Annotated in this window: 19 protein-coding genes and 5 pseudogenes; 7 read left to right on the forward strand and 17 right to left on the reverse strand. The window is 62.0% G+C overall.

The genetic code is table 11. The annotated features are described in order from the left end of the window. Window positions 1–141 precede the first annotated feature (141 nt). Window positions 142–558: pseudogene (locus tag GO608_RS19630) on the forward strand (FAD-dependent oxidoreductase); the annotation flags it as partial. A gap of 193 nt (window positions 559–751) precedes the next feature. Next, window positions 752–1171 carry a hypothetical protein gene (locus GO608_RS19635; RefSeq protein ID WP_425532288.1) on the forward strand — a complete coding sequence of 140 codons (420 nt, stop codon included), beginning with the start codon at window positions 752–754 and terminating at the stop codon, window positions 1169–1171. A 472-nt stretch (window positions 1172–1643) separates the two neighbouring features. Here GO608_RS19635 and GO608_RS01270 read toward each other — a convergent pair whose 3' ends face one another. The 3 genes from GO608_RS01270 to GO608_RS19640 all read right to left on the reverse strand — a co-directional run bounded on the left by GO608_RS01270 (window position 1644) and on the right by GO608_RS19640 (window position 5180). Further along, the gene (locus GO608_RS01270; RefSeq protein ID WP_169199539.1) at window positions 1644–1802 is read right to left on the reverse strand and encodes a hypothetical protein; all 159 of its coding nucleotides are present in this window, start codon (window positions 1800–1802) and stop codon (window positions 1644–1646) included. A 64-nt stretch (window positions 1803–1866) separates the two neighbouring features. Continuing rightward, window positions 1867–4812 (reverse strand): response regulator, encoded by a 2946-nt coding sequence (locus GO608_RS01275; protein WP_247002675.1) that lies wholly within the window; start codon window positions 4810–4812, stop codon window positions 1867–1869. Between the two features lie 158 nt (window positions 4813–4970). Beyond that, window positions 4971–5180, reverse strand: a complete 210-nt coding sequence (locus GO608_RS19640) for a hypothetical protein (protein ID WP_211159661.1) — start codon at window positions 5178–5180, stop codon at window positions 4971–4973. A gap of 364 nt (window positions 5181–5544) precedes the next feature. Here GO608_RS19640 and GO608_RS01285 point away from each other — a divergent pair, with 364 nt between their 5' ends. Continuing rightward, entirely contained in the window at window positions 5545–5886 is a 342-nt protein-coding gene (locus GO608_RS01285) for a helix-turn-helix domain-containing protein (protein WP_169200657.1), read from the forward strand. Between the two features lie 16 nt (window positions 5887–5902). Here the strand turns inward: GO608_RS01285 and GO608_RS01290 are convergent, their stop codons facing one another. Further along, window positions 5903–6148: a hypothetical protein gene (locus tag GO608_RS01290; protein WP_169200670.1), complete on the reverse strand. Its 246-nt coding sequence runs from the start codon at window positions 6146–6148 to the stop codon at window positions 5903–5905. Window positions 6149–6359: 211 nt separating this feature from the next. Here GO608_RS01290 and GO608_RS01295 point away from each other — a divergent pair, with 211 nt between their 5' ends. Beyond that, window positions 6360–7094 carry a DNA/RNA non-specific endonuclease gene (locus GO608_RS01295; RefSeq protein ID WP_247002677.1) on the forward strand — a complete coding sequence of 245 codons (735 nt, stop codon included), beginning with the start codon at window positions 6360–6362 and terminating at the stop codon, window positions 7092–7094. Window positions 7095–7226: 132 nt separating this feature from the next. On the opposite strand, the pseudogene GO608_RS01300 reads toward GO608_RS01295, so the two are convergent. The 3 genes and pseudogenes from GO608_RS01300 to GO608_RS01310 form a co-directional block, all read right to left on the reverse strand. Beyond that, a pseudogene (locus tag GO608_RS01300) lies at window positions 7227–7370 on the reverse strand (transposase zinc-binding domain-containing protein); the annotation flags it as partial. A 92-nt stretch (window positions 7371–7462) separates the two neighbouring features. Next, the gene (locus GO608_RS01305) at window positions 7463–8038 is read right to left on the reverse strand and encodes a hypothetical protein (RefSeq protein WP_169200506.1); all 576 of its coding nucleotides are present in this window, start codon (window positions 8036–8038) and stop codon (window positions 7463–7465) included. Then, window positions 8035–8613 carry an RNA polymerase sigma factor gene (locus GO608_RS01310; RefSeq protein ID WP_169200505.1) on the reverse strand — a complete coding sequence of 193 codons (579 nt, stop codon included), beginning with the start codon at window positions 8611–8613 and terminating at the stop codon, window positions 8035–8037. Before GO608_RS01310 ends, GO608_RS01305 begins: the two co-directional genes overlap by 4 nt. 93 nt (window positions 8614–8706) lie before the next feature. On the opposite strand from GO608_RS01310, the gene GO608_RS01315 reads away from it, so the two are divergent. After that, entirely contained in the window at window positions 8707–9438 is a 732-nt protein-coding gene (locus tag GO608_RS01315; RefSeq protein WP_169200504.1) for an oxygen-binding di-iron domain-containing protein, read from the forward strand. Window positions 9439–9547: 109 nt separating this feature from the next. Here the strand turns inward: GO608_RS01315 and GO608_RS01320 are convergent, their stop codons facing one another. The 3 genes from GO608_RS01320 to GO608_RS01330 all read right to left on the reverse strand — a co-directional run bounded on the left by GO608_RS01320 (window position 9548) and on the right by GO608_RS01330 (window position 12225). Beyond that, on the reverse strand, window positions 9548–9985 hold the full coding sequence (locus GO608_RS01320) for an EAL domain-containing protein (protein ID WP_169200503.1): 438 nt from the start codon (window positions 9983–9985) through the stop codon (window positions 9548–9550). Window positions 9986–10328: 343 nt separating this feature from the next. Beyond that, complete coding sequence (locus GO608_RS01325) at window positions 10329–11624, reverse strand: pyridoxamine 5'-phosphate oxidase family protein (protein WP_169200502.1); 1296 nt, start codon at window positions 11622–11624, stop codon at window positions 10329–10331. Window positions 11625–11679: 55 nt separating this feature from the next. Beyond that, on the reverse strand, window positions 11680–12225 hold the full coding sequence (locus tag GO608_RS01330; protein WP_169200501.1) for a carboxymuconolactone decarboxylase family protein: 546 nt from the start codon (window positions 12223–12225) through the stop codon (window positions 11680–11682). Between the two features lie 131 nt (window positions 12226–12356). On the opposite strand from GO608_RS01330, the gene GO608_RS01335 reads away from it, so the two are divergent. Beyond that, on the forward strand, window positions 12357–13259 hold the full coding sequence (locus tag GO608_RS01335) for a LysR substrate-binding domain-containing protein (RefSeq protein ID WP_169200507.1): 903 nt from the start codon (window positions 12357–12359) through the stop codon (window positions 13257–13259). Window positions 13260–13791: 532 nt separating this feature from the next. Here GO608_RS01335 and GO608_RS01340 read toward each other — a convergent pair. The 3 genes from GO608_RS01340 to GO608_RS01350 form a co-directional block, all read right to left on the reverse strand. After that, window positions 13792–14610 carry a HEPN domain-containing protein gene (locus GO608_RS01340; RefSeq protein WP_169200500.1) on the reverse strand — a complete coding sequence of 273 codons (819 nt, stop codon included), beginning with the start codon at window positions 14608–14610 and terminating at the stop codon, window positions 13792–13794. A 140-nt stretch (window positions 14611–14750) separates the two neighbouring features. Continuing rightward, window positions 14751–16100 carry a 3'-5' exonuclease gene (locus GO608_RS01345; protein ID WP_169200499.1) on the reverse strand — a complete coding sequence of 450 codons (1350 nt, stop codon included), beginning with the start codon at window positions 16098–16100 and terminating at the stop codon, window positions 14751–14753. 330 nt (window positions 16101–16430) lie between these two features. Beyond that, window positions 16431–17468 carry an IS5 family transposase gene (locus tag GO608_RS01350; protein ID WP_247002679.1) on the reverse strand — a complete coding sequence of 346 codons (1038 nt, stop codon included), beginning with the start codon at window positions 17466–17468 and terminating at the stop codon, window positions 16431–16433. Between the two features lie 736 nt (window positions 17469–18204). On the opposite strand from GO608_RS01350, the gene GO608_RS01355 reads away from it, so the two are divergent. After that, entirely contained in the window at window positions 18205–18696 is a 492-nt protein-coding gene (locus GO608_RS01355) for a flavodoxin family protein (protein ID WP_169200539.1), read from the forward strand. 231 nt (window positions 18697–18927) lie between these two features. On the opposite strand, the pseudogene GO608_RS01360 reads toward GO608_RS01355, so the two are convergent. The 4 genes and pseudogenes from GO608_RS01360 to GO608_RS01375 form a co-directional block, all read right to left on the reverse strand. Further along, window positions 18928–19162 (reverse strand): annotated as a pseudogene (locus GO608_RS01360) (VOC family protein); the annotation flags it as partial. 96 nt (window positions 19163–19258) lie between these two features. Continuing rightward, complete coding sequence (locus GO608_RS01365; RefSeq protein ID WP_169200540.1) at window positions 19259–20410, reverse strand: cytochrome P450; 1152 nt, start codon at window positions 20408–20410, stop codon at window positions 19259–19261. A 356-nt stretch (window positions 20411–20766) separates the two neighbouring features. Next, window positions 20767–21194 (reverse strand): annotated as a pseudogene (locus GO608_RS01370) (dihydroxy-acid dehydratase); the annotation flags it as partial. Beyond that, window positions 21192–21362 (reverse strand): annotated as a pseudogene (locus tag GO608_RS01375) (dihydroxy-acid dehydratase); the annotation flags it as partial. The pseudogenes GO608_RS01370 and GO608_RS01375, both read right to left, overlap by 3 nt. Between the last annotated feature and the right edge of the window lie 8 nt (window positions 21363–21370).

Here is a 21370-nt window from a genome sequence, read left to right on the forward strand (position 1 = left end):
CAAGTCCGGTCCGGTTCGAACAGCCGATTGTCCACGCGAGGCGGGGCGGCCGAAGCTCAGCCGGTGCTCACTTTTGCGGCCCGGTGCGACGACCGGTTCCAGGCCGCAGAGGGGGCGAACGCGTTATCTCGCTGAATACCTCTGCAAAATCCGGACAACCGAGCGAGAACGCACTTTCGGAACTGGCGTGAGCTCGCGCAAGAGCGAAGTGATCCACGCTGGTCTTTACTATGCGCCCGGCTCGCTCAAGGCGCGGTTATGCGTCGAGGGGCGCGAAATGCTCTACGCGTTCTGCCAGGAGCGGATGATCCCCATGCGCGCTGCGACATGCTCGTCGTCGCGGCGCGCGCCGAAGCCGACGGCGTGGGCGACCTGCGCGAGCTCGATCGAGCGGCAGTTGCCGCGCTTGAACCGGCGCTGGACGTCCACGCGGCGCTGCTGTCGCCTTCGACGGGCATTGTGGACAGCCACGCGCTGATGCTTGCGCTGCTCGGCGACGCCGAACGCGACGGCGCAATGTTCGCATTCGGTAGTCCGGTGCTGAGTGGACATTCCGATCCCCGAGCCCGGCGGGCTTGGGGTGCATCTGACGCTCGATCTGGGCGGGCAGGCGTAGTTCGGACCGGACGTCGAATGGATCGACGCGCCCGCCTACGACGTCGATCCCGTACGGGCGCAGCGTTTTTACGCCGCGATCCGCAGCTGGTGGCCGGCATTCGAAGACGGACGGCTCGTGCCGGGATATGCCGGGGTGCGCCCGAAGATCGCAGGGTCGTGCATGCCGGAAGCGGACTTCCGCCTGGATGGGCCGAGCCGGCACCACGTGCCAGGCTTGATTCACCTGTTCGGCATCGAATCGCCAAGCCTCACGGCAGGGATGGCGTCGGTGCCACGTCTCCAGGATCGTGCTCCGAGGGGAATACTCCTCCATGCGCTGCGCTGTCTGGCCCGACGCTTCGCCAGTGAATCGGCTGGCCTCAAGGAGCAGTTTAGCAACTCGCCCGACCTCGACAACCGAATCCTGGACGCCGTGATGGAGGCGCTGTCGGCCTTCACGTCGATGAGCAAGCAGGCGCTGGAGTCCGAGAAGATCCGCGCCGACCTCAAGTCGATTCTGCTGGGGCCCGGGAAGCTCTACGAGTCGCTCAGGGCCCAGGCAGGGAAAGGGTAGACACGCGCGCGAATCGGGCGCGAACCTGAAGTGCGAACTTCGGTGCGAACCAAAGTGCGAAACGATCGCCACACTCGCTTGGTTGGTTCATGCAGCACTCGTGGGCGCGTCGGCGCCCGAGCACGGAGGACGTCATGGAACAGGTCGCGGCTGTGCTGGCCCTACTTGCCGTAATCGGCTACTGCTGCGTCTGTACCATCAGAAAGATCCGCAAGCGTCGCCAGGACGCAGAGCTCCCCATTTCGCATCTTCTTCGCGACGAGCTGCAGCCGGGCGACGAGGCTGGCTCCCGCTTGACTGTCCCGACGGCCCGATTCTTCGGCTGCGCTGGACGAAAGCGGCGTGGGCCCAGCCGAGATGCCGGGTGCGGCTATCGCTGTCTCACCATAACCTTTCCACTCGATCAATGCGCGAGCGATGAGCCCGCTGAACCCCTGGGCGGGTAAATTGATATTGCGCCAGGATGAAGGCCTCAAGTCGCGGTCGTCGTGCGGCTCCGTGGAAACTTCAGCCTCTCGGCCAGAATTTCCTCGGCCAGCCGGTGCTCGCGCATCGTCTGATAACGCCCCGCACCGATCCCCGGATCCTCGTCCAGCGCCTTGTTCATCTCGCGCACTTCCAGGTTGCTCATCCGGCCGAACATCTCGTCGACCGTCGCTTCCGCTTCGGCCGCCCGATTCTTGATGCTGGAGGTTCTAACCGGGCGAACTGCTTGCCATTGAATTTAACGCTCCGAGGTGAGTTGCGTACTCCCGGTCGGTGCCGAGCATATGCAACGCGACGAATTCGTAGGCGATGAACTCGAGCAGCCCGGCTACGTTCTGCGCGCCATTGCCGAGGCGTGCCAGGAAATTCTCTGCTCTGCGCAGCAGGGCGGCGTGTTCGGCCCGGTGGCAGTCGAGGTCGGGATAAGCGGCCGCTTCGAGAATCTGTTCTTCGTCGCGACAATGCTGCGCCACCTCGCTCAAAACGCGCCGCGCCGCCAGCACGAGTTCGGGCGTCGGGCACCTTCCCCCCATAAGGTCCGTCAGCAGCGCATTAGCCTGTTCGACCAGAGCTCGGTGCTGGGCGTCGAGTGTCGGCTCCCCGCAGCAGTAGTGTTCATGCCAGACGAGCTGGACGAACTGCCCGTCGACCGGTCGCCGCGGCTTCCACAAGAGGTTAGCCGGATGCAGGCGTACGCAGTTACCGCCGGCGTTCTTCGCGAGGCGTACGGCGTCATCGGCACGTGCCAGCCATTCCTCGAACGGCTCGCCGGCTAGGTGTTCGGCTACGCCAAAGCTCGCGGTGACCTTGCCGACGGTCGGACAGGGCTCGGCCTCGATGGCGCGGCGCAGACTCTCGGCGAGCGTCTCGCCGGCCGCGGGGGAAGTATTTTGGGCAAGTACGAGGAACGCTGCGCCCCCCTTGCGCCCCAGTTCGTCGCCCTCGCGCAGGGTGGCGCCCGCTCGTCGCGCAATCTCGCGCAGAACATCGTCCCCGCGCTGGGAACCAAACTCGCCGGCGAAATCTTGGAAGCAATCGATGTCAAACAAGATCAGCGACGGCGCTTGGTCACGCCGGGCTCCGGTGCGAATGGCATGGCGCGAAGCGTACTCGATGCGCCGGAGGTTCCGGACACCCGTCAACGGATCGATTCCGGAGACAGCGGCGACCAAATTGGCCAGACAGACCTGCAACGCCTCGAGATCCAATGGCTTGTGCTGCACCGCGATCGCACGATCTGCCATATTGCGGATGAAGCTGGGAGCGGTTTCCCCGGTCAAAACGAGGGCCGGGATCATACTGTCGTGCAGTTCCCACACCGACTCGATGACGTCGAGGCCCGTTTCGCCATCCATGAGCCGATAGTCCGACACCACGGCGTCCGGGCGGCGCTCGCCGAGCGCCTCGAGCATTTCGTGGCGGCTTTGTGCCGCGATGACCTCGTGTCCGACGGACTCCAGCGCGCACTTCACGGCGTCCAGAACGGCGGGGTTATCCTCAACGAGCGCAATGCGTAGCGAACGGCGCTGCGGCCCCGGCTGCTGCGGCAGTTGGCGGGGCGCTTTGCCGAGCGGCAATTCGAGCGCGAACATGGAGCCGCGTCCAAGTCGCGATCCGACCCGAATCTGCAAACCAAGCAGCGCGGCGGTTTTGGCAACGATCGCAAGTCCGAGGCCGCTACCGCGGGTGCGGGCACCGTCGCCCAACTGCTTGAACTCCTCGAAAATCTCGCTCATTTTGTTTTCCGGAATACCGACCCCGGTATCCCAGACCTCGACCCACGCCTTGCCACCTCGGCGCCGGCAGCCGACCAGAATTCGGCCGTGCTCGGTGTAGCGGACCGCGTTGGCGATCAGGTTGCCGAGCATGCGCTGGAACAGGACGGCGTCGGTGCGGGCCGTGAGGCGCGTCGATACATAGGTCAGCCACAGGCCCTTAAGGCGTGCTTCCGGCGCATGAACTGCGAGCACGCTCGCAAGGATGTCGTTGATCGGAAAATCCGAGATCGTGGGCGTCACGACGCCAGCTTCGAGTTTGCTCATGTCCAGCAGGTCAGTCAGCAGCTTGCTCAAGCTGCTGACGCACTGGCGCAGATTCCCGACGAGCTTCTGGCTGCTCGCCGGCACTTCCTGTCGCAGAACGTCGAGGTACAACGTCATAGCCGCCAAGGGCTGACGCAGGTCGTGGCTCGCGGCGGCCAGAAAGCGCGACTTGGCTTCGTTCGCCCGCTCGGCCTCAGCCTTGGCCAGCACCAGTTCGTTTTCGACTGTCTTTTGCTCCGTGATGTCGAGTAGCGTCCCGAAAAGGTGCCGCGGCCGGCGGTTGTGATCCCGGATCATTTCGGCCCGGGCAAGGACGGTCCGCGTAGGCCCGCTTCCGCTCACGATGCGGTATTCGAGCGCATATCCGGTATCGTGCTCGAAGGCGTTCCGAGTTGCCGCGTCGACCAGCAGCTGATCGTCGGGATGGAGCGTGACCCGCCACCCTTGGCCCGCAGCAGCTTCCGGCGCGAGGCCGCAGAGCTCGTACCAACGGGGATTCGCGGACAAGCAATTACCGTCGCGGTCGAGCTGATAGATGCCGACCGGCGCGTGGGTAGCGAGCAGGCGGAAGCGCTCCTCGCTTTCCCGCAACTGCTCGACCCGCTCTTCGATCCTCGCCTCCAGCAGCGCTTTCGCCGCTTCGAGTTCGCGGCGTTGGCGGAAGAGGTCACAGAAGACCATGACCTTGCCGCGCAGCACGTGCGGCTCGAAGGGTTTGATCAGGTAGTCGACCGCGCCGAGCTCGTAGCCCTTGAACTGCATACCCCTGTTGGAAATGCCGGCCGTGACAAAAATGATCGGCAGATGGCGCGTCTTCGGATTGGCGCGCATCAGTTCGGCCGTCTCGAAGCCGTCCATGCCGGGCATCTGCACGTCGAGGAGCACGAGCGCGAATTCTCGCGTGAGCGTGTGGCGCAGCGCGTCGTTTCCCGACAGCGCCTTCACCACATCGACCTCCTGGTCGTTGAGAAGCGCCTCGATGGCGGACAGGTTTACCGGCCGATCGTCGACGGCCAATACGGCCACGCGCTCTGCCATCTCTCGTGTTCCTCTTCGCTGGACCCCGCTTGATCGGGGTGAATTTAGACCTGCATCACTGATGTCGGCGCGCAAACGCTCTACGCCCTGTATCGCTCGCGTCGGCAGCAGCCCTTTGCCGCCGGACAATTGCGACCCGAATCACGGCTCGCAAGCCCAGTGTGAGGAGGTGCGGCGCCGCTGATCGCGTTCAAACTACCCCATGCATGGTACGCAGGCAGCGGCAGTCGCGTCTAGCCCGAGATCAACTGGCGCCCGTGCCAATGGAAACCCAGCTTGCCCGAAACGGGGAGCAGCACCGGAGGCCTCGGTAAAGGCTGCTGCTCGTCGAGCATACGCTCGGCTCGCTGCACCCCTTTCGCGGACTTCGCATCCGCTTCGAGCGCATCCCCGTCATTGGCTACGAAGCCTTCGAGATCGCCTGCTGCATCTTCTGCTGGCAACACTTGCAGAAGGCATAGACTTCATTTTGCTAGAGCTTCTTGGCTTGCTGCAAAACGCTGCGAGGGCCAAAGTGCGCAAGCTCGGCACTCCGAGCAGGTCGATAGTTGGAACACATCTTCTGAATCCTGCCGTCATGGCGGATCGGGACGCACCGCTGCGATCTGCCGGCCCGCATGGCAGTCCCCCGCATCGGCCGGGCGAGCGTCTCGCCCAATCAGTCCGCGAACACCGCGAGGCTCGCCGGCCTGAGCAGCTCCGATCGTTTGCACGAAAAGAGCCACGGGAGATCGTCGATGTCGCAACGACGCATGAAATGCCGATAGAATATCCGACGATTCGACATCGACCAGTGAGGACCGTCACATGCCACCTGCGAAGACCAGCAATTTTTGGTTCCAGACAAACGCCGACGTTGTCGCTCGACGCAAGATGCTCGGCCTGAACCAGAGTGAATTCTGGATGCGGCTCGGCATCACGCAATCCGGGGCATCTCGCTATGAATCCGGGCGCACTATCCCGAATCCAGTGAAGATCCTGCTTCAGGTGGCCTACGGTTCCGACGCGCAGACGACCGTGACAGTCGCAGAACTTCGGGAGATGCCTAAACGGCCGGAAAAGCAACCTGAAAGGCGACCGCAGAAGCTGGCTGCCAAAAAAGCTCCCCGCACGAACGATCAGCCGAGGGGCTTCGGCTACCTGCCGTAAGTTGGCTCAAGGCAGCTCAGTTCCCGACGGCATCGCGCGCGCACTTCTTGGTGAAGCTGGCACGTGCAGCGCCCGCGAGTTTCTTCTCGGTCGCCGCGACTTCGCAAGCCGCTTGTGCGTCCCGCGAACACTTCTTCATGAAGCTCGCTTTGGCGGCGCCTGACAGCTTCTTCTCGGCAGATCGAGCACTGCAAGAGCCTTCTTCCGCATGGCTTGCGAGACTGACGAGTGCCATTAGAAGAGCCAGAATCAACGCGCGCATTTATATCTCCGCAGGGGGCTCGATCACGCCAATAGCGCAGCCAAGGTACCCCATCATCATGACGTCTTCAAGTTGAATTCTCCTGGGGTACACTCAGATCGCGATGCCGCAGAACACTTAGCCCGTTTGTAGGCGGCACCTCTCGTCGACGCTGCGGTCGTCCAGTGGGTTATGGTGGCGCCCCCCGCCCAAGACTGACCCACGAAAACGTATGCGAACGCGTTCCGTCGTTGCCCTAGCCGCCCTGCTGCTAACAACCACTAACTATGCCGCAGGCAACGGCTTTCGCAGTTGCCCGGACGCTTTCCCGGGCCCCCCTCCGGTCATCAAGCGGTCCGCGGATTGGAAGCTGCGCGAACTGTGCTACGACGCGTTCGCACTTCTGCATTCGGGCAAAACCCGCACGCCGCTGTTCGTGGTTGAGAAGCTCACCCGCGCAAGCTTGACCGACGCGGACGACGAGGAACGGACCAATCGGTTCTTCGCCGACGCCCGCCTGCCCAGATTAGAGCGCGCGCACCTCGACGATTACCACCGGTCGGGCTTCGACCGTGGTCACATGGCGCCGGCAGCTGACATGCCAACCGCTCAAGCGATGGCGCAGAGTTTTTCGTTGGCGAACGTGGTTCCCCAGGCGCCGAACAACAACAGGCGGACTTGGGCCAAAGTCGAGCGGGATACCCGGGCCTACGTGAAGCGCAGCGGCTCGACCGTTCACGTGTTTACAGGCCCCGCATGGCAAGGGCACCGAGCCACCATTGGCTCCAGTCCCGTCGCGGTACCAACCCATGTGTACAAGCTCGTGTATGACGCTACCAAGAACCGCGCGTGGGCGCACTGGCTGCCCAACACTGATGAAGCTCGCCTGGGCAGGCCCATCTCGTACGACGCGTTGACGCAGCACCTGGGGTTTGAACTGTTGCCTGGGAAGCGCCCTTCCCGCTAAACCTGCCGGTCGTGCGGCGGGAAGCTGCGATCAAGAATGGCGGGTGTCGAGTGACGGTGACTGGGTGCTTCCGACCCAGCCATTGCCACCATTATGGGTTTAACGGCAGGTAACAAAGCAGACCCGGCATTGCTGCGGCGAGGTGAAGACGACATGGAAGTACTCGACCGGGAGGAGCTCGGCACGCCGATTCTCGAGCCGCTCCGCGCGCGTGAGCGCTTGGTACTTCGGACAATGCCGGTTGCGGCAGCTGTTGAAGGCGATCCGCTGCTGGCCGCTGCTGAGAACCGCCGCGTGATCGTCGTGACGATAGGCCGCCACGCCACACCAATTATCCACATCGTGACTAGCAGCTGACTTACGCCAACTTAAGGTGCTGCTGATGGCGTATGCCGAAAGGTGAAGTGCCCGATCTCGCGTGAGCCTTGGTCTTCAACCGCCAGCACGCGTACGCGCATTTCATGGGCTGGCATCTCGCGCAGTTCGGCGAGCTTGGACAGGAGCACCACCTCCCCGCTGGCGGCATCGAAAGGGATGTCGCGCAGCCATTCGGTGTCCCCGCCCAGCGAGGCGTCGGCGGTAATATCCAGCCGTTGCACGCCCTCCAGCGGCACCTGCAACCGGCCGACGACCACCTCGTCGTCCGTACCCACCGAACAGTTGACGCTTCCATTGAGTGGCACCCGGTACTCGCGCATCCGCCGCCCCTGTTCGGCCAGCCGGGCGACAAAGCGCGGGGTCACGACGACGCTCAGGCGTCCGGCATCGAACGCCTCGCGCACACCGCGAGTCAGGGCGGCGATGCGGTCGAGTTGCGCGCCGCAGGCCTCGCAGCCGAACAGATGCTCGTCGAGGGCATCGGTGGTCGTCTCGTCGCTGTCCCCCAACCAGTAGTCAAGCAGATCGCCGAAGTCGGGGTGATCGCGGGCGGATGTCTTCGTCATGGCCGCTTCCCTCCGGATTCAATGCAAGTGCGCAGCCTCCCGATGCCCCGGTGGCGGATCACGCGCACGTTCCCGGGACTCAGGCCGAGCATGGACGCCACGTCTTCCGAAGGTCGATCTTCGTAGAAACTCATCACGAGCACAGAGCGCTCTCGCTCCGGCAGACGTTGCAGGCAGTCGGCCACGCGTTCATGGTCGAGCCGCTGCGGCGCGGTGATGTCGGCGATGGAGAGCGTATCGCCATAGCGCTCGAGCAAGGCCTCGCGGCGCCGCCAGCCACGGCGCATCTCCAGTACGGTCATGCGGCACGCGCCGAGCACGAACGACACGACGCGTCCCGGCTCGCGCAACGCGCCGCTTCGCAACTGTTCAATGGTCAGCGTCATCACATGCTGCATCAGGTCGGAAGCGGCATGCTCGTCGCGCAGATGGCGCAGGCCATAACGACGGGCACGCGGTGCCAGCAGGCGGTACAGGCGGGCTTCCGCGTCCAGGGCCTCGCCCGCTGGGGCCCCGGCGATGCGGCGGGCCAGCTGCGCTTCGATGTCTTCCTTGCCGACGTCTTCCGGGTCCATGGCGGAGCAGTATAGCCCCCGTGTCGCGCGAAAAAGCTTGTAACGATCTGCCGGGTGGCGACACATCCTGCAGTCTTTTCACAGGAGGCGTCCATGATCACCAACTCCCAGTCAGGCACGAACGTCCACGAGATCGCCGAGGGCATCTACCGCATCAACACCCCGATCCGATTGCCGGATGGAGCGCGGTTCAGCTTCAACCAGTATCTGGTGGTGGATGAGGACCCGCTGCTCTTCCACACGGGACCGCGCAAGCTGTTCCCTGTGGTAAGCGAGGCGATCGGGCACGTGCTCCCGCTCGAGCGGCTGCGCTACGTCGGCCTGTCACATGTGGAAGCCGACGAATGCGGCTCGATGAACGAATTCCTCGCGATCGCCCCGCGGGCCGTGCCTCTGTGCGGGCAGATCGCCGCCATGGTCTCGATGAACGACCTGGCGGACCGTGCACCGCGGGCGATGGCCGACGGCGAGCTGCTCGTGCTCGGCCGCCATGCGATGCGCTGGTTCGACACGCCGCACGTGCCACACGCTTGGGAATGCGGACTGATGATGGAGGAGTCCACCCGCACCTTCTTCTGTGGCGACCTGTTCACACAGCCGGGCAGCGGCGAGGCGGCACTGACGGAAGCCGACATCCTGGCCCCAAGTGAAGCATTCCGGCGGCCGATGGACTACTTCGCCCATGCGCCGAGCACCAGCGCCACGTTGAACCGGCTGGCTAGCGAGGAGCCGAAGACGCTGGCGTGTATGCACGGTAGCGCTTGGCGCGGCGACGGTAGTTCGCTGCTACGCGAGCTGGCGCACGCGGTCACGACATCAGCATAGATGAGGGCGCTGGCCCCGGGCCGAGGGCCCAGCTCATGCGTTTCGTACGGTGGTGGGCAACCGAGCGCCTGGACGCCCCAGGGTGGAGAGTATGCGGCAGCTGTACGCTTCACGGCCGCCGCTCATACGGCGCGAGGCGGCCGGCGGCATTGGCCGATAAGCCGGAATTCACCCCAACGTGGCAAACGGCGGCTCCCTTAGGCGGCCGACGGCGGACCAAAGATGCATGATCGTTGGCAATGGGCGGAACCCCAGAGATGCGATTCGCTGCCCGCTGCGGGCCAGTCGGCGAGAAAATCTCTGACCGGAGTGGTGCTGTGGCCGTTAGCGGGGAGATCGCCCTGCCGGGCCGGTAGCCCTGCACGACGTCGCAGCCCATTTTGCGAACTAAATCGTACTGGATCGCTGTCTCTACGCCTTCGACAATGACTTCGAGTTCCAGTTGGTGAGCGAGGGCGATGATGCCGCGGACGATAGCGGGGTCCGGGCCGGTATCGGCGAGCTCGGTGACGAAGGTGCGGTCGACCTTGAGGATGCCCACAGGCATGCTGCTTTCCGCACGGCAGCGCAATTCCTTTCACATGCGCACCGCACCAGCCTCCGTGTGCTTGCGCTCGGCTGTTGGCGGTGCGCTGAGGGGGAGTGGTGTCGCGCTGATCCGAGGGCAACGATACTTTGCTGCTCCCCGCAATTCCTGCACTGTGGCCATCGGCGTTGCCGACCGATCTGGTCCTCATCGGCGGCGTCGCGGTCACCAGGCTGGCGGTGCGGGCCGTCAAGGGGTCCATGTCCGAAGTGCGGTGTCGTGCCGAGGGCTGTGAGTAGGAAGGACTCCCAATCGTCCAAGTCGAAGCCCTCTCATCGAGGCGTGGTTGCGAGTTTCTCGACAGTCAGGTGAACGATTCGGACTGCACCCGCTCCGGCGCAATGCCGAGTCGTCGGGCCTCGCTGCGCACGGCCTCGATTAAGGCGGCGGGTCCGCAGACGTAGAACACCGCATCCGCGCACGGGCCTGGGAGCACCTTCGAGACGTCGAGACGCTCTTCACCCGGAACACGACTGGAATAGGTGAAATAGCTTGCCGGCAGCTCCCGAGCGAGCTGCCGGTGATAGGCCATATCGGCAGGAGTTCGCCCGGTGTAATGCAGTTCGAACCTGGAGTTCCGCCGTCGCAGCGCTTCCGCCATGGCCTTGATCGCAGTGATCCCGATGCCGCCTGCAATCAGCACCGCCGGCCGTGAGTCGGCGTGTAGCGGAAAGTGGTTGATCGGCCGCGACACACGCAGCCGCGTACCGATCTGCCACGTTTCATGGATCGCAAGCGATCCTCCGCGTCCCTCGCTTTCGCGGAGCACCGCGATTTCATAGGCATCGCAGCTTGCGGGGTCTGCGGCAAGCGAATACTGCCGCGTGACGACGGATCCGTCCGCAAGCCGTACCGGCACTTCGAGGTGTGACCCCGCCTCCGCCGGCGGCAAGAGGCCCGCACCTTCTGCACGCAACTCGTAGGCTCTTACGCGCAAGGTCAGTTGCCGGACGCCGGTGACCGCAAGCGCAAGTTCCCCGCTGCCGAGCGGCTCATCGGATCCCGGGCTTCCCTGCGACACGGTTCCCGCGTGGGCCTCGACAGCATCCCGGATTCGCTGCGCGACTTCCTCTTCCGTATACCGAGGGGTGATGTACTTCGGGCAGTTCCAGTCGAAACCCTCGATGCGGATAACGATCCCGCGCTCGACTCGCGCGCGGTAATGCGGGTTGTCGAGGCGTGCCATCAATTCCGATTCGCTGTCCTCGTCGACGACCCGTGCCCGCCCCAGGATTTTCAGGCGCGTCTGGCGCGGATAGTCCATCAGGAACAGGCTGACGCGGTTGTCGCCGGCCAGATTGCCGGTCGAGACGTACTGTCGGTTTCCGCTGAAATCCGCGAAGCCGATCGTGCGCGAGTCGAGTACTTTGAGGAAACCCGTCGGCCCGCCGCGGTGCTGGACATACGGCCATCCGGTCTCGCTCACCGTCCCCAGGTAGAAGCTGTCGCGTGCTTCGATGAAGGGAATCTCGTATGGACCGAGCACGGGCTCTTTTACAACGTCCTCATCGCCACGGGCATACGCGTCGCGGCTCCCCATGCGTGCCTGCAGCGCCCGAACGTTCGGGGTGAAGGCAATCTCCATGAATGCGTTGGCCATTGAGTTCTCCTGGAAGTAGCGCGGAAGGGGAAGGCCTTCCGCGCTCGCGTCGATCTCAAGCGGCGGGCCTCAGTTCGACCTGCGGAAAATCGATGTCGACGCGGCTGGCCTTGCCGAGGATGTTGGTGAGAATGTTCATGCCGACGTGAGTGATGATCTCGACGATCTCCGCATCGCCATAGCCGGCGTTGCGCACGTCGGCCAGCTCGGCGGAGGTGACCTCGCCGGAGTGAGCGACGAGGGCGCGGGCAAACCTGACGGCCGCGGCGGCCTTGGCATCGTGGCTGCCGCCCGCCCGGTTGGCTTCGATCTCGGCATTGTCGAGCCCCGCCTTGCGACCGATCGCGGTGTGGGCCGACAGGCAGTACTGGCAGGCGTTGTGCTGTGCCAGGGCGAGCGCGATGCGCTCCCGCGTCAGCGCATCGAGACTGCCCGTGTTGGCGATGCCGTGCAGGCCAAGGAAGGCCTTGAGGGCCTCCGGCGAATTCGCGAACACCTTGAGGAAGTTCGGAACGATGCCGAGTTTGGACTGGATGACGTCGAAAAGCGCCTTCTGTTCGGCATTGGCAGTCTCGTGCGTGACGACGTTGATGCGGGCCATGATGTTTCTCCTTTGCGTGATGAGCGGATTTGGGTGTCGGAGCACCGTCGACGCTCACCACTTTGCCAAAGGCGATTTCAGGCAAGAATAGCCGTAGAATGAAATTCATTATTCCGTACGGCGTAATACTGATGGACCGCTTTCACCTGATGAACGTCTTCGTCGCCGTGGCCGAAGCGGAGAGCTTCGCTGGAGCGGCCCGTCGCCTGCGGCTTTCGCCGCCCGCTGTCACGCGCGCCGTCGTCGCTCTCGAAGAGCGCCTTGGGGTGCGCTTGCTCACCCGCACCACGCGTGTCGTGCGGGTGACGGAAGCCGGCGCGCGCTACCTTGAGGATGCCTGCCGCATCATGATGGAACTGGACGAGGCCGATGTCGCGGCCGCGGGTGTTAACGCCGCGCCGCGCGGTCACTTGGCTGTCACCGCCCCTGTGCTTTTCGGCAAGTTGTATGTGATGCCGGTCATTGCGGAATATCAGTCGGCCTTCGAGCAGACGTCGGTGTCCGCGCTATTCGTCGACCGGCTCGTGAACCTCGTGGAGGAGGGCATCGACGTCGGCATCCGCATCGGCCAACTGCCCGATTCGTCGCTGCGCGCGATCCGTGTCGGACAGGTGCACCGGGTCGTTGTGGGCGCCCCGGCATACTTCCACGAGCACGGCGTGCCCGAAAGGCCGGAAGATTTGGCGAGGCATCGTCTCGTTGCCGCGAGCGGGGTCTCCCCGACAAACGACTGGGTCTTTCAGTCGGCCAGCGAGAAACGGACCGTGCGCGTGCAACCGCGCATCATCGTGAATACCAACGACGCCGCCCTCGAGGCCGCCCGGCGAGGTTACGGATTGACGCGCCTGTTGTCCTACCAGATCGCGCCAGAACTCGCTTCGGGAGAATTGCGGGCCGTCCTCACCGACTGCGAGGCGCCCGATCTGCCGGTACATGTGGTCCATCGGGAGGGGCGCCATGGCTCGGCGAAGGTGCGCAGCTTCGTCGATCTTGCGGTTGCGCGGCTACGTGCTGATAGCGCCTTGGGTCCCTAGCACCCTGTCGGACTTCGCTACCGTCGGTGGCGTAGTCCGACAGGCCGCTAGGTGTTGCATCCACCAAGTCCGCTGGCCTGCACCGGCCGCCCAGCGATCACCCTGAGCGGCATCCGATTCGAGGTGGCAGCGCGATCACAGCCCTTCAAGCAGTACCGGCTGCTCACCGGCGAGATCTTGAGGGCTCGCTACCGGCCACAAACGGCCAATGGCCGTTTTCCCCAAAGCTGACGTTGAGTGGGACAGCGCACCCGCAAGCCGCCGTTGCCCTGCGTACGCGACTTTTGGCGTACGACGGGCAGCTTTCTGAGCGCTCCAGAGGTTGGCCATCGCCTTCCCGGGGCCTCAGCTCGGCCATAAGCGGCCAGCCATTTCCGCTCCAAATCGGACATCTGAATGCCTGGCCTAACCCAATGCGGCCGTTGAGCTTTGAGGAAAACTACCGCTCAACGCCCGAATCAGCGGGCAAATGAAACACAGCGGAATTTGCTCCGTTGTAGCTGATTATTAAGCGCATTACGCGAATAGTACATTAAACCCCCCTCAAATATCGCTTCACCTTTCCTGGTAGTTTCATTTTCTTGTCAAGCCATTGAAGCGCATATCTAGAACCATATGGCGAGTGTGTGCTGATAAGCTGTTCCAAGGTCGTGACGGAGTCAGATAACCTCAGTTTAAAATTCTCATTAGGAATTTCAGCAAGACCGGTGTCGCTTTGCGCGAACCATGGATTGTAGAAATAGAATGTCTCAACTAGGCTTTGATCCAATTTCCTAAGCGTTTCCTGTATGGGAGGCACACCAATTAGCTGCCTAAGACCAAAAGCAAAGCTATCAAGCGCAAACAAATAGCCCGAGCTAAAGCTAACACCGAATGAGTTGTAACGGTTGTCTGGACTTCCTTGCGCTTCAAGATCATTTATGAGTCTAGCTACTGAGATTTCATCAAAAGAGTCAGCGACATTCGGATGAAACTTAATTCTTGAATGTGGATTCGTATCGACAGAGGCTAGCTCTTCATCTACCGAGCACGCTTCATGAAATAAGTCGCCTATCGGATGCCCTTGGAAACGTATTTCGTTGACCGAAGCCCCTCTCATCAACAAAAAAGCCTTTAGGTATTTTTCCACTGCTTGCGAGGCTGCCCAGAAAAATGCGCGGTGCATTCCTTTTTGAGCCAATAACCGAGCGGTTATATAATCCTCGTCTCCCGGTTTAACAAAGGATTCGGAGATAACTTGAACTATGTAACGCTCTATATTACTTTGCACTTGATCTGACAGCTTTTCCAAATGCTTAATGTCATCTCCGCACTTAAAGCTGTAAACGTAGCTTAATCTTTCTTCGTTCATGTCTCGGTCTTAAACTCACGCATGTTGCTAAGCGCCTAACGAATAAGGTAAGCAGCCCGCCCACTCTTGCTGCTACATATGGTCGACGCAGACATCGAAGGTCTGCTAAAAACGCAATCCTCGATTAACAGTTATCGCCGTTAGCATGTATCCGGGTGCTGTTGCCGCGAGCTACCCTTTCCCAACCTCTTTGAAATACGGTCACGGATTTTCTCCGCCCCGGGGAGCGAATTTGTGCCTGGATAACGATTAAATAGATCATCAGCCGTGGCAGCCGCTTCGACGTGTAGTTTGTTCCGGCATAAAACCATCGTTATCCGATCCACCGCTTTCAATAGCGAATTACATCGATGAATCTTTCCGTAAGCTCGATCAACCTCTCCAAGCAAACTGTCTTCCAGTAACAGATCCAACTGCTCTTCCCCCAGCTTGATCGCCCGTCGGTAGGCGTCCAACGCATCATCTGGATTAGTTTTTTCGACGAGCTTCCCGGAATTAATCAGGGTATCAATTTGGCCTTTTAGCGATTGATATCTCTCCTGCGCCTTTGCGTTGTATTTCCGCCATGGGTTAGCGCGATTGAGTACCGTTTTTGCGTGAGTTTTTAGCAATTTGTCTTTGACAGCTAGTGCTTTTTCATATGTAAGTCCGTTATCCAGCAGGCGAATATCGTATTTACCAGCAACCATTTGCTCAGTGTAAAATGCCCAGATCGGATCCTTGTCGGGGATTGTTGATTGCCCTCCGCGCACAGTCCGCACGTAAAAGCACTCTCCGGCCATGTTGAAATGGCCGTAAACTTCGCATTCCTCGTCATCGTCATCGTTGTCGACATAGGAATGACGCAGATACGTGGCATCAGGCTGCTTTTTTGTTCTTATAGCATCCCATAGAGCAATCGCCCGGATTGCGTCTCCTTGCGCCCTATGCGCTTTGCCCTCGGGATGGATGCCGAGCGCGGTGCAGGCATCCCCCAGCTTATACGAGCGCAAATTCGGATGCTTCTCGCGTAGCAGTTCAAGCACACAACGGGATTCATTGTTAAAAGATCGCCCCAGACGCTTTGCGGCCGCTCGCAGAAAGCCCATGTCGAAATCGGCGTTGTAAGCATGTACCGGATCGGCGCCGATGTAGTCAAAAAATTTGTGAAGGATTTCCTCTCCCGGTTTGTCGGTCACCATTTCGTCGGTAATCCCCGTCAACTCGACAACCCGTCGGGGAATTGGCCGACCAGGATTAATCAAGGTACCCAGTCCGTCGTGGACGGTTTCCCCAAAAGCTGCACGAAACAAGCAAATTTCCGTAATCCTGTCGTTCTCAGGATCCAGGCCTGTCGTTTCGAGATCGAGGAAAAGTGCGTAGTTCTTCGATGTTTCGCCAGGCGTGCTACTTGCCGATACCGGCTCCGTTTGCGCGGGCTTTTCCCGAAACACGACCCACGCCGCCGCAAAGCCTATGAGTACCGTCAGAACTATCAGAATGTAAGTCACGGAGCCCCCTATTCTTTGGAGTGGCGGTAGTTTGGCAGGGTCTGAATGACATCGCAATTTAATAGTAACGCACAGTGTTTGCAGGATTGAGAAGCTGACATTCGACGCGTTTTATGCATAAGAGTAGTTAACCGATAAATAGCCGACCGAGCAAAACCAAAGGTTGGGCACCTCGAATAACCCGAGGTTTTCAATGAACCCCGGTGCGACACGATGACCGCGACCGAATTCGGTTCAGTTCCTTCGGCAAATCACCGCTTCTTCCCGCGGTGTCGCTCAGTTTTTGCCTCGAATCGCCTCGGACATCGGCGATGCGGCCCATTTCGGGCGTCAGAAGGCCTCGATTCCGGCCTTCCTGAAATAGACCAGCCGCTTCAGGTTGTAGCAGGCAGCCATCATCGTCATCGCAAAGTTCGCCCGCGCCTGACCGATGGTGCGCAGCAGCTTGCCGCCCATCTGCTCGATGGCCCCGAACACGTGCTCGACCCGCGCACGCGTCTTGGCGATGCGTTTGTTGCGTCGCTGCTGGCACTCGGACAGCGGCTTGTTGCGCTTGCCCTTCCGCTGGATCTGGTTGCGAAAGCCGTTCTCCTTGAGCCTGGCTTCACGCTGCTCGGACGGGTAGCCCCGATCGGCATAGACATCGCGGCTCGTGTTGCGCGTGTCGAAGACGTTGTCAAAGTGCTGGCTGTCGTGCGTGCTGGCAGTATCGGTCTCGATTCGGCGGATGATCTTGTACTTCTTGTCGATGTTGATCGACAGCTTGTAGCCGAAGTAGCTCTTGCCGTGCTTCCTGGTCCAGGTCGCCTCAGTATCCTTCTGGCGCCGCTTCGCCGGGCGCCACGAGGCGGGCATTGCGCCTTGCTCGATCAGTTCCTTCTCGCCGCGGCGGTTGTGCTGCTTGGGCGCCGGCACCAGCGTCGCGTCGATGATCTGACCGCCGCGCGCGATGAACCCCTTCTTGAGCAGCTGCGTCGAGACCCCGTCGAACAAGGCCTTCGCCCCCGCTTCACCAATCCGGTTCTCGAAGGTCCACACCGTGGTGCGATCCGGAACGTTCGTCGCATTCGCCAGTCCGCAGAAGCGCTTGTAGCTCATGCGGTCGAGCAACTGGTACTCCATCTGCTCATCGGACAGGTTGTACAGACGCTTCAACACCAGGATGCGCACCATCGTCTCGGTCGGGTATGGCGGGCGCCCGCCCTGCGCACTCACGAGTCGCGGCGCAATCATATCGACCTCGGCCGCCAGCGCGGGAAAATCGATATGCGATTCGATCTCGACCAGCGGGTCACCCAGCGTGTCGATCTTCTTGCAGTGGGCATCAAAGGCAAACAGGTCGGTCTTGATGGCGCTGCGCGGTTTCATCGATGTCGGCTGTGGCGAGATTGAGGACGCTGTAATTTTACCAAGGGTGGGCGAGTCGAGGTTTTTCGAGGCGCCCGGTTCAAGGTCAGCTTGGGCCGCAATGCCGTATCGACGATCAGGCGGCTTTCTGAGCGGAGCGGACCCTTGTACGTCAGATTTTTTGAAAAAGTGACAGTCTGGTTGTGGCCGGTGACCGACCAGCGCCTTCCTACCCTTACTGACCGGTTCGCCCTCAAACCTGCGCCCAGGTAGCCAAAGACGCTTCGGCGTATCGAACGGCCGCATCCGTCGCGTCGGTTGTTGGAGCGAATGGCCGCTTCGACAAAGCTCGACCGGCAAGTTTGGGTCGATAAGACCCGTTCGATGAACCAGAGACCCGCCGTTCGACGGTGCTGAGCGCGGTGCGACGGATTTCCGCAACACTGCCGCCGCTCAATCGGCGCAGGCTGGCCGTCCGCCACGGCTGAGTTGTGTGAGTTGCGTTTCGGGCAGGTTACGAAGTGCAGCGGTCGTTTGCATCGCCGCTTGCTGGAAGAACAGAACGGCAGCACTGGGCCGATAGCCCCGGTTCGCCCATCGTGCTGGGAAGCTGACGGTGTTACGCCGACTAGATGCTGATACGACGATTCGTCGCTCACCTCACCCATCGCTTGAGGTATCACCAACTTATTGCAGGCAAGCGAAAATGACGCGGATAGTGCCGAGCGCAAGGGTGGTTCCGGTGTAGGCTCTCTTAATGAGAACGCTGTTAATCGTCTACCACACCATGACCGGGGGTACGATGCAGATGGCACGCTCCGCGGCGGCCGGTGCCTCTGCGGATGGAACGGTGGCAGTGCAGCTCTTCCATGCCCGGGAGGCCGGCCCTCAGGATGTCCTGGATGCGGATGGGTACATCTTTGCAACCCCTGAGAACTTGGCTGCCATCTCCGGGCAGATGAAGGACTTCTTCGATCGTAGTTACTACCCTGTGCTGGACTGTATCAATGGGCGTCCTTATGCGACCCTTGTCTGCGCAGGCAGCGACGGCGCCAACGCGGCCCGACAGATTGATCGCATCGCCACCGGTTGGCGGCTGAGACGGATCGCACCCCCACTGATCGTCTGCACGCATGCCCAAACTACCGAGGCGATCCTTCGGCCCAAGCAAATCGCCATGGAGGATCTTCGACGCTGCGGAGAGCTCGGAGCCGCGATGGCAGCCGGTCTGGCGATGGGGATCTTTTGAGGCCGACTTCCAGGCCCTACGCCTGCTGACGGATGCGTTGCGGTCATTGGGGACACGGAGCCCCAACGACCGTTCAGGCCGAGATGCTGAATTCCGTCATTCGGCAGGTTTCGGAGCGGAACAGCCATTCGAAAGTCCGTTGTCGAGAGAAGGTGACCGGCCGGCAGCAGGCGGAATTTCTCGCTCGGCGAGCACCGCGACCTGCCGTTCGTCGCTGGCACGGCATCGGCGTCAGCCGCGCCGAGCGGGCTCGATCGCAGCGATATCAATCTTTCTCATCCCCATCATGGCTTCGAACGCGCTGAGCCGCAGCTAAATCAGGATCGGTGATAGCGGCTGTCAGGGCGCGTGGCCTGATTTGCCACAACAGTCCCCACTTGTCTTTGCACTCGCCGCATGCGCTTTCCTGTCCGTCATTTCCTACAGTCACATTCCACAGGCGGTCCGTTTCAGTCTGGTCGTTGGTCCAACCTGAAATCCCACGGCAACAGCATCTGCGGGCGTCGAGTTAATGGTAGGTGGCACGTGCCAGCATCCAACTCATGCGCCAAGGCGAACGGGGTTACGCCAGCACGATCGGTACCATGGCCCAGCCGCCAACTGGAGACACGGCCCGCTCGGCTGGCCGCTGCGAGTCGAGTGCAATCGACGACGTCGCGGCGAGGAGTTCTTGCATCGCGATGCGCATTTCCAGCGTCGCCAGCAAGCGTCCGGGGCACGCGTGCCTTCCGATGCCGTACACCAGGTTTCGGTCGGCGTTGCGCTCCGGATCCATGGCGTCCGGGTCGCCGAAGACCACCTCGTCCCGGTTCGCGGACGTCCAGTTCAGTTTCACGCGTGCGCCTTGCGGCAGTTCCGCGCCACCGATCGTGACAGGGCACGTCGTCACGCGGCGATTGGACACGAACGGGTCGTCGATCCGAAGGATCTCATCGATGATGGCATCGATCTCGGCGTCAGGTACGCCCGAGCGCAGATGATCCTGCACAGCTGGGTGCGTCGCCAAGTAATGGACCAGCACGCCGATACACTGTGCGATGGAGCCCAGGTCCCCACCCGTCCAGTTACGCAGAACCGACACGATCTCCGCGTCGGTCAGCGGCCGGCCGTTCACTTCGGTCCGCATGAGCCCGGCGGTGACATCGTCCGCGCCGTCCTCGCGCGCAGTGCCGCGGCGCGGCTCGAGCACGGAGCGGATCAGGTCGTCGAACGACTCCGCCACCCGCTGCGTCCACGACCGATCGCCCGAGCGCGTCGCGGCATGGTTCTCGGCAACCCAGTCCACGAGGTGATCTTCGAGATCGGCCGGCCAGCCCAGCCACGCGCTTTGCGCCCGGACCGCAAGCCGGACGCCCACTTGGGACACGGCGTCGACGGCAACGCCCCTGGGCAGCGACGCGACCAAGCCGGTCGCCACCCGACGGAATCGCTCACGGAAGGGCGCGAGCGCCTCCGGGGTGAGGAAGCCGTCCAGGGCCTCCCGGTATGCCGTGTGCTCGGCCGAGTCCATGCCGTTCGGGACGTGGAGATGGCTCGACACCGCGCTGGAAAACCGGTCATCGCTCAGCGCAGCCTGCACGACCAGTTCGTGTCTCAGCAACACCCACTCGCCATGGACGTTGCGCACGACGCCGTGCCGGGGACGCAGCTCGTCGGTGTAGGCCCTCAGGTCCCTGCCAGTGGCAGACAGGTCATCAGGCATGTGGTCGGTCATCCCTATCCCCTCCATGCGTTCCACGCAGACGGCGGTCGATGCCCGGGTTACCAGAACAAATCGCCGGTGCCACTGGGGTGGCGCCACCAAAAGGCGATTCGCCAAGCAGCACCGGCGCGGGCATCCCGTCGGTGACGGTTGCTGTACCGGGCAGTCCTGGACAGGACTCGGCCCGGCACCGAGACTGTGTGGCTGATGGAAGCGCGCTCCGGCGTTAGATTCCCGGCGGCAACAATTCGAGACCGCCTGTCACCGACCGGCGTGAGAACGCCTGTTGCGGCTTCTCGCGATCTGCGCAAGTTGGGCTTTGCCAGCCCCGATCCCGCGGCCTCCGGCCGGGTCTCCCGCGTCGACACCTACAAGTCCAGATCGGTACCCGCACCCTTGCTCGCGGAACTGGCGAGTTTTGCAAACTTCGCCAGCACGCCGCGGGTGTAGCGCGGGGACGGCGGCGTCCAGTTGGCGGCTCGCCGCGCGAGCTCTTCATCACCGACATTCAGCTCGACGAGCTGCCGGTGCGCGTCGATCGTGACCGAGTCTCCGTCGCGGACCAGCGCAATCGGGCCACCGACAAACGCTTCGGGGGAAACGTGGCCGACGACCATGCCCCAGGTGCCTCCCGAGAACTTGGGGCGCCATGATCGCCCTCATCGCGCCGTCCTCGGAGTCGAAGACGCGCGCCGGGCCGGTGATGGCGGGGTTCTTCCCGAAATCTTCGCCACGCAGCCTTCCGGCGATAGATTGCCCCTGAGGATTCCGAGATGGCCTTCGCGTACAGCGGATTGGCACCGGCCTCCTTCAAGGCCGCGACCACGGTATCGGCCAGCGGTTGCAGCCGGCTGTTGCAGGGCGTGATTGTCGAATGTGCGCTCGCCACGCCGACCATCGGCTTGCCGAAATCCGTCTCCCGATAGCCCATCGCGTAGTACATCGATCGATTGGGCGCGCGCATCACGCCTT

This window comes from Aromatoleum buckelii, assembly GCF_012910785.2.
Classification (GTDB): Bacteria; Pseudomonadota; Gammaproteobacteria; order Burkholderiales; family Rhodocyclaceae; genus Aromatoleum; species Aromatoleum buckelii.

What these genes read in the sequence shown, in the direction of transcription:
- GO608_RS01355 (WP_169200539.1), top strand. Translation starts at nt 18,205, where the DNA reads ATGAGAACGCTGTTAATCGTCTACCACACCATGACCGGGGGTACGATG.
- GO608_RS01315 (WP_169200504.1), top strand. Translation starts at nt 8,707, where the DNA reads ATGATCACCAACTCCCAGTCAGGCACGAACGTCCACGAGATCGCCGAG.
- GO608_RS01270 (WP_169199539.1), bottom strand. Translation starts at nt 1,802, where the DNA reads ATGAGCAACCTGGAAGTGCGCGAGATGAACAAGGCGCTGGACGAGGAT.
- GO608_RS01365 (WP_169200540.1), bottom strand. Translation starts at nt 20,410, where the DNA reads ATGACCGACCACATGCCTGATGACCTGTCTGCCACTGGCAGGGACCTG.
- GO608_RS01340 (WP_169200500.1), bottom strand. Translation starts at nt 14,610, where the DNA reads ATGAACGAAGAAAGATTAAGCTACGTTTACAGCTTTAAGTGCGGAGAT.
- GO608_RS01330 (WP_169200501.1), bottom strand. Translation starts at nt 12,225, where the DNA reads ATGGCCCGCATCAACGTCGTCACGCACGAGACTGCCAATGCCGAACAG.
- GO608_RS01295 (WP_247002677.1), top strand. Translation starts at nt 6,360, where the DNA reads ATGCGAACGCGTTCCGTCGTTGCCCTAGCCGCCCTGCTGCTAACAACC.
- GO608_RS01305 (WP_169200506.1), bottom strand. Translation starts at nt 8,038, where the DNA reads ATGACGAAGACATCCGCCCGCGATCACCCCGACTTCGGCGATCTGCTT.
- GO608_RS01285 (WP_169200657.1), top strand. Translation starts at nt 5,545, where the DNA reads ATGCCACCTGCGAAGACCAGCAATTTTTGGTTCCAGACAAACGCCGAC.
- GO608_RS01290 (WP_169200670.1), bottom strand. Translation starts at nt 6,148, where the DNA reads ATGCGCGCGTTGATTCTGGCTCTTCTAATGGCACTCGTCAGTCTCGCA.
- GO608_RS01350 (WP_247002679.1), bottom strand. Translation starts at nt 17,468, where the DNA reads ATGAAACCGCGCAGCGCCATCAAGACCGACCTGTTTGCCTTTGATGCC.
- GO608_RS01320 (WP_169200503.1), bottom strand. Translation starts at nt 9,985, where the DNA reads ATGCCTGTGGGCATCCTCAAGGTCGACCGCACCTTCGTCACCGAGCTC.
- GO608_RS01335 (WP_169200507.1), top strand. Translation starts at nt 12,357, where the DNA reads ATGGACCGCTTTCACCTGATGAACGTCTTCGTCGCCGTGGCCGAAGCG.
- GO608_RS01325 (WP_169200502.1), bottom strand. Translation starts at nt 11,624, where the DNA reads ATGGCCAACGCATTCATGGAGATTGCCTTCACCCCGAACGTTCGGGCG.
- GO608_RS01310 (WP_169200505.1), bottom strand. Translation starts at nt 8,613, where the DNA reads ATGGACCCGGAAGACGTCGGCAAGGAAGACATCGAAGCGCAGCTGGCC.